Source organism: Acinetobacter sp. (assembly GCF_041919735.1).
GTDB lineage: Bacteria > Pseudomonadota > Gammaproteobacteria > Pseudomonadales > Moraxellaceae > Acinetobacter.
Window position 1 is genome coordinate 63,421 of sequence record NZ_JAYRTF010000007.1, and the last position, 13,571, is coordinate 76,991.

Here is a 13,571-nt window from a genome sequence, read left to right on the forward strand (position 1 = left end):
GGATTGCAATTTTCTCATGCATTCACAGGGCAAATCGCGGGCGCTGCTTGATTCAGCCCCGCTATGGCCAAAGAGCTGATGAAGCATCGTTTTTTCTACGCAAGCGTTTAAAAATAATAGGAAAATACCCGAAAACAGGGATGCATATGAGTGCGGGCATTATGTTAGGATAAACACACTATTTTAAGAAACAGTACAATCGTATGGCTATCGCACTGCTTGCATTGGTTTTGGTTGGTTTTTCAGCAGATGCCATGATTCATTTCAAAAAAGACCGTGATGCGGCCAGCATGACGGTAGAACATCAGCCCTCAGAAAAATTGCAGGCTGCACCAACAGCGCAAGCGGCAACACAGTCACTTTCAGAAACAGAAGTTAAAGCTGCCAGTGAGCCTTCTCCAGCCGCAAAATAAAATGCGCTTAGAGCATTTTATAATTTAAAAAAGAATGCAATCACAGCGCGGGCAGATGCATCAGCGCTGTGAAATCCGCATTTAACTTTCTAGCAAATTCACGCTTTCAGTCTGCACATCGCTCATCAGATCGCCATGTGCAAGCAAATGATCGAAATAAGCCTCAACGACTTTATACTGATCTGCTGTTGATTCCACCTTATACATATTTTGACGGAATTCATTGCTGGAGCGCAGGCCTTTGGTGTACCAGGCAATATGCTTGCGCGAGATGCGGCAGCCTGAATATTCGCCATAGAATTCATACAATTCGCTTAAATGTCCAAGCAATACGGTTTTCACCTCTTCAATGCTCGGTGCCGCCAAATGCCCGCCGGTTTCCAAATAGTGCGCAATTTCCCGAAAAATCCATGGGCGGCCTTGCGCCGCACGGCCGATCATGACGGCGTCAGCGCCAGTATAGTCCAGCACATATTTGGCTTTTTCTGGACTGTCGATATCTCCGTTGGCAATCACAGGGATATTCAGCATGGCTTTCACTTCTTTGATCAATGAATAGCGTGCTGTATTCAAGTACATATCTTCACGCGTGCGGCCATGCAGCGCAAGGGCAGCAATCCCCGCGTCTTCCGCACGTTTGGCCACCCGCATAATATTTTCGTGGCCATTTAAAAAGCCCAAGCGGGTTTTCAGCGTGACCGGCACATCAACTGCCGCGACTACGGCATCTAAAATCCGCGCCACTAAATCTTCATCCTGCAGCAAAGCCGAACCCGCTAATTTATTGCAGACCTTCTTGGCTGGACAGCCCATATTGATGTCAACGATTTGCGCGCCGTTTGCCACTTGATAGCGAGCGGCTTCGGCTAAATCTTGAGGATCAGAACCTGCAATCTGTGCGGAAATCGGCGCAATTTCACCATCAAAATTGGCGCGGTACAGGCTTTTTTTACTCATACGCAGGGTTTTGTCTGAGGTCATCATTTCACTGACCGCATGGCCTGCGCCAAAGTATTTGCACAGTGTTCGAAATGGCCGGTCTGTAACCCCCGCCATCGGCGCCACCCATAGCTTTTGACCGATAGGCTTATCAAATAATTCTTTGATTACAGTATGCTGAGTCATGCAGTTTTTCCACGCGCTATGGGTTGAGGACGCTATTCCATAAATTGATCTTCCTAAAGATAAAACATATGCACTCAGGGCAAAACCGCATAAGCGGCTTACTGAACCCATTTGCGCTGCAAACAGATCAATCACTTTGGAATAGCGTGAAAGAGATTTTTAATGGGATGCAAGTCTAAAACTTTCTTCAGTAAAACTCTAGCCAAGCGGGCAATTAATGCTGAAGCAAAAGTATTTGGCTTCATCCATGAAAAACATGGCGCTGATCTGCAAAAGATCAGTCCCGCCCCCAGCACTGCAAACTGAACCAGCACTGAACAAAAAAGCCCTTTAAAAAAAAGGGCTTTGTTCATTTTCCGGCAATTTCAGCCCAGTCAGCGGCTTATGATTCAATCCTCACAATTTTACCGTGTTCATCATGGTGCACAATGCTGATTTTCTGCTGGCGGCCCTGTTCGACTTCCTGCACCGGAACATTAAAGTGATGCACATAATCCGTCATGGTCTTCACTTGCGTTTTTCTCACTTTTTTGGCCGGCACGTAGTTTGACCACAGCAGCAAGGCCGCTGCACAGGCAAATAAAGCCGTAATGCCATGTTCAAGGCCTAAGCCAAAAGAGCCGAATAAATGCTGCAGCACATGATGTTTCTGCAGGCTCATCAGCCCAGCTACAATCAGCACCGGACGCCAAAGCAGCAGCCAAATAGCCCACATCACAGCCGTGCTGGTGCTTGACGCATAACGTTTATGCCATGGCAGCTGGCGCCGTAAATCGATAATCAAACTATTACTTTTCATTGGTTTTATTCTCTAGTGAATTATTTAAGCGGATGCCCCGGTCTGGGCTCACCCAGCGCGCGCGCTGTCCAGTGCCTAATTTCAAAACTTTTGGAAATGCCACAATACTTGCTGTAATGGTGATCAGCCAAAATACAAAGGGATACCAGATCATCCAAAAATAATTTTTGCCCAGCGCCGGCTCGTAGCGGCTGTCCATCCATTTGCTGATCGCGAACTGCAGCAAGCAGGTTGCGCCAAGCAGCATGCCTGTACCATAAGGCAGGAATGGAGAATTGATTTCACCAATACCGCTAATCGGCACAATAAAATGCACCAGCCACACGACAGCCAAGATCAGCATGAGATACGACCATACCAAGGTCAGCATGAGCTCCATCATCAGCGGCCATAAAAAATTCAGCTGCGGCTTCAGCAATACATCAATATTTTTCAGCAGCACTTGCGCACCGCCCATGGCCCAGCGCAGACGCTGCTTCCATAAGCCCGTGAACGTCTCAGGCATTAAAATCCACACCAGCGCATTCGGTTCAAAATGGATATTCCAGCCTGCGCGCTGCAGCTTCCATGTGATATCAATATCTTCTGTCAGCATATCCGGCGACCAGTAGCCGACAGAATGCACGGCGCTTTTGCGAAAAGCAGTGATCACGCCGGATACGGTAAACAGGCGGCCAAAGCTCTGCTGCGCGCGCTTGATCATGCCGACAATGGAGGAGAACTCACCGACTTGAATCCGTCCGATTAAGGTTGAACGTGTACGGATGCGCGGGTTGCCTGTCACAGCAGCAACCGTTTCATCTTTTAAGAAATGGCGCATCATCCATGAAGCGGCATGCGGGTCGAGCAGCGCATCACCATCAATGCCGATTAAAAATTCAGCATCGGTCAGCAAACTGCCCGCCTGCAGCGCCATGGCTTTGCCTTGGTTTTTTGCCAAATGCACCACGCGCAGCTGTTCATATTGCCCAGCCAAGCGGTCCAGCACTTCGGCCGTATTATCTGAACTGCCGTCATTAATCGCGATCACTTCAAAATTTGGATATTGTAATGACAATGCATGACTGATGGTTTCTTCGGCATTGTCGCCCTCATTAAAGCAAGGCACCAAAACTGCGACTTTCGGCGATTCTGCCAAAACTGGCGGCTGCTGATACGGCGGGTCTTTACGTTCCTTCCAGTAAAAGATTATGGCGCCAATCATCCATAAATAAGACATGAACAGCGGATAATAAAAGACAAAGTGCAAAGCAGAATGCCAAAAGTGCTGGAGAGCTGACATATGAATTCCCCTAAGGAATAAGTTTGCTTGATTTCACATCAAAAGCTTTTCGCATCACCGCTGCATCTGGATGATCTTTAATCGGATCATCTGGATAATAGGCAACATGAATTGCACCCTGCTCATACAAAGACTGGATGGTTTTGGCCATTTCGTCCGATGGGATTTTTTGATTGCTGCGCCAATCGACCGCCTGCAATTCAAATACAGCTTTTTTCATGCCATCCGGATATTTTTTTACCCGGTTGATAATGTCTTTATAGAACTGATCGCTATTGGGCGCCTGCTCCATATAGGGCATTGCCATAATGGCAGTAAAGTCATAGCGTTTCAGCGACTCTTCCAAAGACTGTGAATACCAGTTTTCGGCATAAGGCTTCAAAGCCACTTGCGCATAGAGATTGCGCGCTGTCAGTAAAAATGGCTGATACAGGCGCACATCGGCCGCCAGCGACATTGCAAAATCATCAATCGCCTTGGTTTTAAAAGCCGTCCATTTCTGCAGGTCTGCATCATTGCCGCGGATAACGCTCAAATCAGTTGGCAAGCCAATGGCCGCATAGGCTTTCATTGCATCAGCGCTGGCGTCTTCGTAGTCTGACAATGTGGTATCGTCATGGAACAGCACGCCATTAAACGGTACAGATTTGGCTAAATCGGTATAAATGCCGGCAATGGTCTTACGCGCATCCGGTGAAAATGGGCTGAGGCGCTTATAGCCCATATTCAAGTGCTGGCTGTCACGGCTTTGCTGTGTCACCACCACATCATTGGCCACCGGATTGCTTTTCGGCAGCTCCCAAGCCAGCAGCGGCATCCATGCATAGACACGGCTGACATGCGTTCTCGTTTGAATCTGCCATGCCACACGGTTAAACAAATCCGCGCGCATCGGCAGGTAATGGTTCGGGAAATACACCATATCCGCTGAACCATTGGCATCTGGATCAGAAAACGCCTGCAGGTACACGGTATTCACTTTCATTGCTTCAATGCGGTCCAGCAGGTTGCCCAAATTGCGCTCCTGCTGCGCTGGATCTGGATCATAGATATAATCCAAATCAATATGCATGATTTTTTGCGGACGGTTATTGTCGCCTAAATGCTTTTCACGGTTTGCAATTTCCTGCGCCAAATCTGCGGTGCTCATATTGCCTTCCACCAAAATGCGGTTCAGCTGGCCCAGCGAGCCTTGCGCTGAATCCGCACCGTCATCCAGGCTGATGGCGATCGGCATGCCCAAATGCTTGGCGATAGACACTGTCTGCATGTTGTAGCGGCCATAAGGCCAAACCATCACCCGCGGCGACTGAATGCCATGCGCGGTCAGCAGTTTATTGTTGCGTCTCAAATCTTCAGTAATGCGCTGCTGATAATGCAGATCATCTTCATAAGCAGCCGTTTTAGGATCATACAAGCGCGTCACTGCCGCCGGCTCTGAATTGCCCTGAGGATTGCCCAGAATGCCGCGGTGCAGGTTATAGCTGTGGCTGGCGACTTCCACCAAGCCGCTGTTTTGCATTTCCTTCAGCTGCTCCCATGACAGCATGGCATTGCGCGGAATCATCTCATCGGAGAAATCCACTTTTTGATTGGCCGACGGTTCCAGCCATGAACCGACCACCGCTAAAACGGCTGGGATCTTATTCGCTTTCAGAATTGGGTAAGCATTTTGATAAAAAGATTCATAGCCGTCATCCACTGTCAACAACACAGGTTTGGACGGCAAGCGGTTTTTGCCTTGATGCGCTTTCAGCAGCTGGTCTATATTGATAAAGTGGTAGCCATTTTTCCGCAGCCACTCAATATGCTTTTCAAATTGAGCCGTAGTGACTGCATATTCCGGAATCAGCGATTTATTATTGGTAATTTCATGATAGCCAATAACAGTCAATGTTTGGTCACTTTGCGCATCTTTGCTCCATGCAGGAGAACAAAATAACGCAGCAGAAAGTGACGCAGCAAAAATATTTAGAAGAAAGCGAGTTTTCATGTAAAGGCTGCTCAAAATTAAAAGCAGAAACTGCAACTTAAACTTATTCATCATCCTGATGAATCGATTTTCCGTTAAGCATCATTTAAACCCAGTTCCCGTTTTGACTTTATAGCAAAACAACATGAAATGAATCTTAAAATTGCCAAACATAAGAGCGGTTTAGACACTATTCCTGCAAAATTTCACCCGCAAATCAGCGGTTCAAGATCATCTCGCATTTCTTGGAATACCGGGCTGCATCGCTGCTCTGAACGCAGAGGCCTCAAGCAGCAACATTAAAAACATGAATTTTCATCCATTAAAAAAACACTTTGCAATTCAATACATCCTAGATGCTGCGTTTCTATCAGCAGCCGGCTGCATTTAAAATGAGCGTTCCAAAAAATAAAACCGCGGCAGGCAGCGTAAACGCCCCCTTGCATAAGCCGCATAAAATACAGCCCTTCCGCCATGCCGCGCTCAAAAATAGTTCCCTGACAGCATAGACAAAGCCTGAAAACTTGCTGTATTTTCAACACGGGTTAAAAGATTAATTCATCTTTTTTTTCAGCAGCCATAGTATACTGCTTCTGCCAAGTGGCTCACCTTTTGGGAATATGCTTTCTTCAATATGAAAAACATTTTTGCATCCTCTGCTTGCGTCAAAACACTTTCTGTTTTGACGGTTTCTATCAGTTTGGCGGCCTGCGGCAACGGTTCTTGGTGGTCCAAAGATGATGAGCCGACTTTAAATGCAGAACAAATCCGCAAGGCGATTCCGCCGCGCGTGCATGACCGCACCTCTTGGGCGCAGGATATTTTTGATATTACAGACCAGCTTGGCATCCCTCAAACCAAACAAAATATCTGCTCCATCGTGGCTGTGGTGGATCAGGAATCCAACTTCGTCGCTGATCCTCAAGTTCCCGGCTTAGGCGAAAAAGCCGTTAAAGAAGTGCAGACCCGCCTGGATGAAAAGTTCAAAGACAAACTCGGTGACGGCATTGGCAGCACCGTGGCGGGCTATTTTGAAGAAGTGCTGAAAACTCAGCCGAGCCCTGACAATAATTATTTAAGCCAGATGCGCAAAGTCAAAACCGAACGTGAACTGGATGAGCTGTACCGTGAAATCTTCGACTATATGTCTAAGCATTATCATGTCAGCGCACTCACTGGCGCAGCCAAGCTGGTCGGCCAAGACTTTGGCGAAAAGATGAATCCGATCACTACTTTGGGCTCAATGCAGGTGCATATCGGCTATGCCAAAGACCATAAGCGCCAAGGCGGCAATATTGCCGAACTGCGCTCAGACATGTATACCCAATACGGTGGCTTGTATTACGGCATTCATCGTTTAATGATGTATCCGGCAGATTATGATAAGCCGATCTACCGTTTTGCTGATTATAATTCAGGCCGCTACTCTAGCCGCAACGCTGCATTCCAAAGCATGCTGAACGACTTGACTGCAGCCGAGCTCAGCTTGGATGGCGACTTGCTGCTGTACAATAAAGACGGTTCTCCGCGTTCGGCCAAGAGCGAATCTGAACGTGAATTGCTGAACGTTTTTGCGGCGAACAATGTCATTTTGACGCCGCGGCAAATCCGCTCAGATTTGAAAAAAGAAAAAGATAAAGACTTTGAAGATACGGCAACGTACCGCGCTGTCACCAAGCTTTATAAAGAAAAAACCGGCAAAGAGCCTTTTTATGCCATGATGCCTGAAGTGGTGATTTCAGGACCGAAACTGAGCCGGGAATACAATACCAACTGGTTTGCGAGCAGAGTAAATGGACGCTATCAAACATGCATGAACCGAATAAAACACCTAAAAATTTAGCGCTTTTTGATTTTGATGGAACCCTGTGCACCAAAGACAGCTTCACAGGGTTTATCTTTTATGCCTTGCGCAAGCGCCATATTGTGCGTCAGGGGCTAAAAATCCTGCCTTGGATTCAAGGCTACTACCTGAACCTCTACCCTGCACATGCCATGCGTCCAAAGCTGTACCGGGCCATGTTCAGTGAATCCAATGCCTTTGATGTGCAGCGCATGGCCGCCGAATATGCGCATACCTTGCTTGCGCATTTGAATCCTGAATTGCTGCGGCAGCTGCAGCGCCATCAAGCCTTGGGCGATGATGTTGTCATTGTTTCAGCGTCAGTCGATATTTACCTCAAACCCATTTGCGAGCTGCTGAATGTGCAATTAATCTGCACAGAACCGGTCATTTCAAATGGGCAATATACAGGCCACTATGCAACCCTCGATTGCAGCTGTGAACAAAAGAAACAGCGCATCTTAAAGCAGTTTGATTTATCTCAATACGATAGTGTTTACGCCTATGGCAACAGCTATGAAGATTTAGAAATGCTGAGCTTAGCGGATTACACTTACATGGCCGGTGAAAGTACCAAACTGCCCCCTCTTGAAAGCTTGAAGAAGATGGCCTGAGAGATTTCATTGCTGTTGTGAAAGCAATGTCATGAGGTGCATGGCAATCTTATTTACAATCAAGCCTGCACCGCAGCCATGAGGAAACAGCACATTGCTGATTAGCCTGAGTCTGGCTGCAGCTGCTCAGCGGCATGTTTGGTGCCATGAATAAGTTCATAACGAATGCTGTGAATAAAGAATGAATAAATCGTTCAGCGGTACAGCACGCTAAACGCTTGCATTAAAAAAGCCGCGGTAAAAGCGGCTTTTTTAATGCAAAACAATCTGCAAGGCATGTTATTTTTTGAATGGGAACGCATATTTCACAATGCGTTTTAATACACTGCCGTACTGCTTCACAAGGCTCGCATTGTTGTAATTCAAGCCATATTTTTCGCACACAGCCTGCACTTTTGGCGCCATTTTACGGTAACGGCGCGCAGGAATATCCGGATATAAATGGTGCTCAATTTGATGGCTTAAATGGCCAGTCAAAATATGAAATGCTTCCGATCCCGTTAAATTCGAAGAACCTCGGATTTGACGCATGTACCAATGGCCGCGGCTTTCATTCTGCAAGACAGATTTCGGGAACACCTCAACATCTTTAGTAAAATGGCCGCAGAAAATAATACTGAATGTCCAGACATTTCGGATGCCGTTTGCGACCAAATTGCCGGTAAACACAGGCAATGCTGCAGGGCCAGCAATCAGCGGGAAGAAGAAATAATCTTTAAAGAACTGCTTGCCGATTTTTTTCTGCGTCGGCTTCCACTCCTGCACAAACTGTTTCCATGTTTTGCGCTTATAAAGCACCTTGCCAATTTCAAGGTTTTGTATCGCCACGCCCCACTGGAACAGCAGGCAGAACGGAATGCTGTACAGCGGCTGCAAAAGATAGCCGGGCTTCCAGCGCTGTTCAGGGAATAAGCGCACCAAGCCATAACCGATGTCATCATCCATGCCTTTAATATTGGTATAGGTATGGTGCTTATAGTTATGGGTTTGACGCCAGTTGTCCGCAGTCCCGACAATGTCCCATTCATAGCTTGGGCCATGGAATTTCGGATCATTCATCCAGTCATATTGGCCATGCATCACATTATGGCCTAATTCCATATTTTCCATGATCTTGGCAAAGCCAAGCAGCCCTGTGCCCAATAGCCATGCCGGCGGGAACCAGCCAGCAAACAGCAAAGCGCGGCCGGCCAAAGACGAATAGCGGACTGTTGAATACACACGGCGGATATATTCGGCATCTTTTTCACCGATATCATCCAGAACTTCCTGCCTAATCGCATCAAGTTCGCGCGCAAGATTATCCAAGTCAGCCTGAGTCAGCTCACGATTTTTCGGGTTTCTAAAATATTCAATTTTTACAGGCATGTTCATATTAATTGTCCTACCTTATAAATCAATCACGAGATCAGACTGAGCTGAATTCACACAAATTTTAAGCGCATTGCCCGGTTCGGCATTCTGCGCGCCATTTAATAAATTTTTGGTTGCGCCTTCCGCTTTATTGCATACGCATTTATTGCAAATCCCCATGCGGCAGCCATGCGCAGGCTTGATATTCTGCTGTTCCAAACTTGCCAAAATAGACTGGCCTTTAGGAATGCTGAGCACTTTATTCGATTGGGTCAGCGTTACATTGACAAAGCCAATGTCATCATATACAGCCATGCTCATGCTGAATGCTTCGCTTTGGAAAGCCTTGGCTGCATGCGCAAATAATTCTTCCGCTTTAGCGGCAAAACCGGATGGGCCGCATGCGTATACGGTGCTTGCCGATAAGTCTGCAATAGCGGAGGCATGCGCGTCATTTAAACGGGCATCCGCTTCATCGGCTTGAGTATAGAAAATTTTGAAGCTGAAATTTTCATGCGTTTTCGCCAGCTGCTCAAAATAGCCTTTAAAAGCCGCATCTTCATGGCGCTTCACCCAATACAGCAGCTGCACTGGCTGTGCCTTCAACTGGCCGGATGCCTTTAAGGCATTCAGCATGCTGAACATCGGCGTGATGCCGCTGCCCGCTGCCAGCAGCACCAGAGGCGTGTCTGCAGGAACTGTCATATCGCCAAACGGCAGGCCGAATTCGAGAATATCGCCCTCTTTTACTTGCTCAGTCAGCCAAGTGCTGGCCTTGCCGCCTTCTACTTTTTTAGCGCTCAGCAGCACATGCTGCTGATCTAATTTGGTCAAGCTGTAGGTACGTTCATAGCGCACGCCATTTACAGTGATAAATACCGGATGATGCTGTCCAGCTTCGCCAAATTTAAAATGGCGGTTGACCAGCAGGGTCAAACTAACCAAATCGGCAGCAGCCATTTCTTTGTGCACGACTTTGGCTAAAGCTTGATTGCTTGACCACAGCGGATTGAATTTTTGCAGCCAAAAATTGACAGCATTCAAGTCAGCAACGCTTTCTGTAAAGAAGCTCAACGGCTGTTTAGTTTTTTGAAGAGCATGCATGGTCATGGACATCTCATTGCGGTTTTTAATTATTATACACATGTATATATATTTGTATATATATTCGTGCATTTAATCTATACCCTACAAAAACTGTAAGCTTTTGCTGTATTATGGTATGGTTTCCAATCCATTGAAAAATATGGCTCCGTCTGCATTGAAAGCGAAAATAGGTCCTATGCCCGAAGAACAAATACTCCCTGAAACGGTGACAGTGCGCACAGTTGGGCGTAAAGCAACCATTACAAAAGAAGAACTGTTTCAAGCAGCATTGCATTTAATTGGCCCGCAAAAAAGCATCGCCTCTTTGAGCCTGCGTGAAGTCGCACGCGAAGCAGGTATTGCACCAAATAGTTTTTACCGGCATTTCAAGGATATAGATGAACTTGCCATTGAGCTGATCGACCGTTCAGGCTTGGTTTTGCGTCAAATTTTGCATGAGGCGCGCTTAAAAGCTTCAAGACAAAACAGCATTATCCGCAGTTCGGTAGAAGTTTTTATTGATCAGCTGAATGAGGATGAAGGCAATTTAAGCCTGTTGCTGCGCGAAGGCTATACAGGTTCCACCTCATATAAGCAGGCTGTTGAGCGTCAGCTGAATTTTTTCCAGCAAGAATTGAAGGAAGATCTAATTGTGCTGGAACGTCTAAACAACAGCAAATTGTCGCACCCTGAAATTGTGGCCAAAGGCATTACTCAGCTAGTTTTCAATATGGGCGCCAAAGTGATTGATTTGCCGGCAGACGAACGCAAAGAAGTGGCTGAACAAACTATGATTATGATTCGGATGATTTTAGAAGGCGCGCGGCATTTGGATGAGGCGAAGATCCGCTAAACTCTCCATAAAATAAAAAATCAGCCTAGGCTGATTTTTTTTAAACGCATGCACTGATCTGCTCAGAATATTACTCAAGATATAGATTTTCAGCTTTACAATTGCTGCCAGCAGCCATTGCGTTTGAAATAGCTCTCATTAAAAAATCATTAATAGCAGCCTCATACCCATTATAAACAATTCATTTAAAACAATATTTGTGAAGTTTTAATGTATGTGCTGCATTTCAATAATTTTTGCAACTTTAGATGCCGTCATTTCAGGACTTTCCAGCGGAAACATATGCCCGCCCTCAACAACACTGAAATCTATGCCGTAGGCTTTTTTCATGCCTTGCGGCAAGCCCTGCTTATAAAAATGACTGTGCTCTGCTGTGATTAAATGTACGGGCATATTCGGCGCTTTACGCGGCGTGCGCCACCACCATGCCGGCACCGTGCGGAAAATATGCGCTTCCACATTTTTGGGAATGCTTAGGGTCACGCCGCCGCGGTTTTCATCTGCTCGAATGCCATGCTCGAAATAGTCATCAAAACATTGCTGATCAAAACTTTTAAACAGGCGGTTATTGCGCAGCGCAGCATAGGCCTCATCAAAACTTTGCCAGTGATCATTTCGCTTGAGGGTAATCCCGGCTGGAGTAATTTTATCCACCGCTTTCAGCTTTAACTTTTGCATGCCTTCAAAAATGGCGGATTTAGGCCCAATCACAAAGGGCGGATCCATAATCACCAACTGAGAGAACAAGTCTGGACGCTGATACGCGGCCATTAAAGTCACCAATGAACCAAATGAATGGCCTAATCCAATCACCTGCTGCTGCCCAAACTGCTGCTCAATATCTTGAATGACCTGATTGACCAAATGCTTCCAGGTATATGTCACAGGAAATCTGGAACTCATCCCCAGCATAGGAATGGCTTTAATGCTGTAGCCTTGGCCCAAAGCGCTTAAAAATTTTTGATAGCTGGCAGCGGGAATGCCATTGGCATGGGTGAAATGAATCGGCTGAGTCATAAATTGCAGAATAAGCGTAAGAATGCGCTCAGCCTAACCTGTAATTAGAAATTTTGTAATTGCACATTAAAATTTTAATTTGAATGCAGAGTCATTTCCTTTCTTCAGCCGGCATTTTTCAAAGTCGGTTTTGTATAGGCAGCCGTCTGTGCAGATGCAGACCCGCGTTATCGCCATCAACATGCTCTAGATATTTGAGCTGATGCTCATTCAATCCAATATTGAGGTTTAGCTTCAATAGGCCTGCCATGCAATCTCAGTTTATTAAAACTATCTCACCGAGGCTGCTCGATGCATTTTGCTTATTTCGCTTATTTTGCCGATACAACCAAATTTTGATTCGGCATGAAAGTCGCTCCGCAAGTGGTCTTATCCCCCGCAATCACAACCGCCCGACCTTTTACCGTTGTGGATTGGTCGGATGCGACGGCAGCCACAGCAGCATTGCATTTGGGACAGTAATGCTTCATGCCGTTTAAATGCACTGCAATGCCATTGATCGTAAATGAGCTTTCACATTCAGTAACGATGCCGCCATGCGAGGTCTGCGAGCCTAATGTCACCAGCGCTTTTGCCATGATTATGATCCTTTTTTATAATTTTGCGCATATTCTAGCCGAAAACCTGTGCATGCTCTAGATTTTTCCGCGTCGATGATTGCCATTTTCTTTATGGATGATTTACGCGTGGAAATTTTGCCTGACTGTTCGGCAATTCAGCGCCATCTTTTCGCAGCAGTTCAGTTTTATGCTGTATTAGCGATATAATGGCTTCAAAATCAATCATCCGCTTAGCGAGGCGCACCATGAACTCAGAAGAACGTTCTGAATTATTCATTCAGCAAATTCAAAACGTGCTGCTGCACGACTGGGATCCGTTAAATATCCGTAAAGATGCAGCCATGCAGGATGAATATGACGCCTATATTGCAGACATCTTAGATATTTTAGAAGATGAGCACGCCACAGCGGCTGAAATTGCAGATTGCCTGCAAGAAATCGAACATGAATTTTTGGGCCTTGCAAAAAACACGCCGCGCGCCGAAAAAGCGGCTGCTAAAATTTGGCAGCATTTTGAAGACTTTTTAGCTTAACGTTTTTCACTTCATTTTTAGTCCTGTACATTCAACGCCAATCAGAGCAAATTTCGCAACTGATTCAGCACATGCAAAGCAATAAAAAAGCGCCTTATCTAGGCGCTTTTTTATTCAGTTC

Annotated in this window: 13 protein-coding genes and 1 pseudogene; 5 read left to right on the forward strand and 9 right to left on the reverse strand. The window is 46.2% G+C overall.

The window, feature by feature from the left end:
* Positions 1-203 precede the first annotated feature (203 nt).
* Entirely contained in the window at positions 204-413 is a 210-nt protein-coding gene (locus ACE3T3_RS05725) for a hypothetical protein (protein WP_374664941.1), read from the forward strand.
* An 81-nt stretch (positions 414-494) separates the two neighbouring features.
* On the opposite strand, the gene dusB is transcribed toward ACE3T3_RS05725, so the two are convergent.
* The 5 genes and pseudogenes from dusB to pgaB form a co-directional block, all read right to left on the reverse strand.
* Positions 495-1,538, reverse strand: coding sequence for a tRNA dihydrouridine synthase DusB (gene dusB, locus ACE3T3_RS05730; RefSeq protein ID WP_374664943.1), 1,044 nt, complete (start codon positions 1,536-1,538; stop codon positions 495-497).
* A 131-nt stretch (positions 1,539-1,669) separates the two neighbouring features.
* Complete coding sequence (locus tag ACE3T3_RS05735; RefSeq protein ID WP_374664945.1) at positions 1,670-1,891, reverse strand: hypothetical protein; 222 nt, start codon at positions 1,889-1,891, stop codon at positions 1,670-1,672.
* Positions 1,892-1,920: 29 nt separating this feature from the next.
* Positions 1,921-2,337, reverse strand: a complete 417-nt coding sequence (gene pgaD, locus ACE3T3_RS05740; protein WP_374664947.1) for a poly-beta-1,6-N-acetyl-D-glucosamine biosynthesis protein PgaD — start codon at positions 2,335-2,337, stop codon at positions 1,921-1,923.
* Complete coding sequence (gene pgaC, locus ACE3T3_RS05745; RefSeq protein WP_374664949.1) at positions 2,327-3,619, reverse strand: poly-beta-1,6-N-acetyl-D-glucosamine synthase; 1,293 nt, start codon at positions 3,617-3,619, stop codon at positions 2,327-2,329. The genes pgaD and pgaC overlap by 11 nt, the downstream gene beginning before the upstream one ends.
* Positions 3,620-3,629: 10 nt before the next feature.
* Positions 3,630-5,519: pseudogene (pgaB, locus tag ACE3T3_RS05750) on the reverse strand (poly-beta-1,6-N-acetyl-D-glucosamine N-deacetylase PgaB); the annotation flags it as partial.
* 706 nt (positions 5,520-6,225) lie between these two features.
* Here pgaB and ACE3T3_RS05755 point away from each other — a divergent pair.
* Positions 6,226-7,434, forward strand: a complete 1,209-nt coding sequence (locus tag ACE3T3_RS05755; RefSeq protein WP_374664951.1) for a DUF1615 domain-containing protein — start codon at positions 6,226-6,228, stop codon at positions 7,432-7,434.
* A complete protein-coding gene (locus tag ACE3T3_RS05760; protein ID WP_374664952.1) occupies positions 7,401-8,048 on the forward strand; it encodes an HAD-IB family hydrolase in 648 nt (215 codons plus the stop codon). The genes ACE3T3_RS05755 and ACE3T3_RS05760 overlap by 34 nt, the downstream gene beginning before the upstream one ends.
* A 279-nt stretch (positions 8,049-8,327) precedes the next feature.
* Here ACE3T3_RS05760 and ACE3T3_RS05765 read toward each other — a convergent pair whose 3' ends face one another.
* Complete coding sequence (locus tag ACE3T3_RS05765) at positions 8,328-9,422, reverse strand: fatty acid desaturase (RefSeq protein WP_374664954.1); 1,095 nt, start codon at positions 9,420-9,422, stop codon at positions 8,328-8,330.
* A gap of 15 nt (positions 9,423-9,437) precedes the next feature.
* A complete protein-coding gene (locus ACE3T3_RS05770; protein WP_374665080.1) occupies positions 9,438-10,505 on the reverse strand; it encodes a ferredoxin reductase in 1,068 nt (355 codons plus the stop codon).
* A gap of 178 nt (positions 10,506-10,683) precedes the next feature.
* Here ACE3T3_RS05770 and fabR point away from each other — a divergent pair, with 178 nt between their 5' ends.
* A complete protein-coding gene (gene fabR / locus ACE3T3_RS05775) occupies positions 10,684-11,340 on the forward strand; it encodes an HTH-type transcriptional repressor FabR (RefSeq protein WP_374665082.1) in 657 nt (218 codons plus the stop codon).
* Between the two features lie 207 nt (positions 11,341-11,547).
* Here fabR and ACE3T3_RS05780 read toward each other — a convergent pair whose 3' ends face one another.
* Both ACE3T3_RS05780 and ACE3T3_RS05785 read right to left on the reverse strand, forming a co-directional pair.
* Positions 11,548-12,357, reverse strand: a complete 810-nt coding sequence (locus ACE3T3_RS05780) for an alpha/beta fold hydrolase (protein ID WP_374664956.1) — start codon at positions 12,355-12,357, stop codon at positions 11,548-11,550.
* 311 nt (positions 12,358-12,668) lie between these two features.
* Complete coding sequence (locus ACE3T3_RS05785; protein WP_374664958.1) at positions 12,669-12,935, reverse strand: PAAR domain-containing protein; 267 nt, start codon at positions 12,933-12,935, stop codon at positions 12,669-12,671.
* A 227-nt stretch (positions 12,936-13,162) separates the two neighbouring features.
* Between ACE3T3_RS05785 and ACE3T3_RS05790 the strand changes: the two genes are divergently transcribed.
* On the forward strand, positions 13,163-13,450 hold the full coding sequence (locus ACE3T3_RS05790; RefSeq protein WP_374664960.1) for a hypothetical protein: 288 nt from the start codon (positions 13,163-13,165) through the stop codon (positions 13,448-13,450).
* Positions 13,451-13,571: the final 121 nt, after the last annotated feature.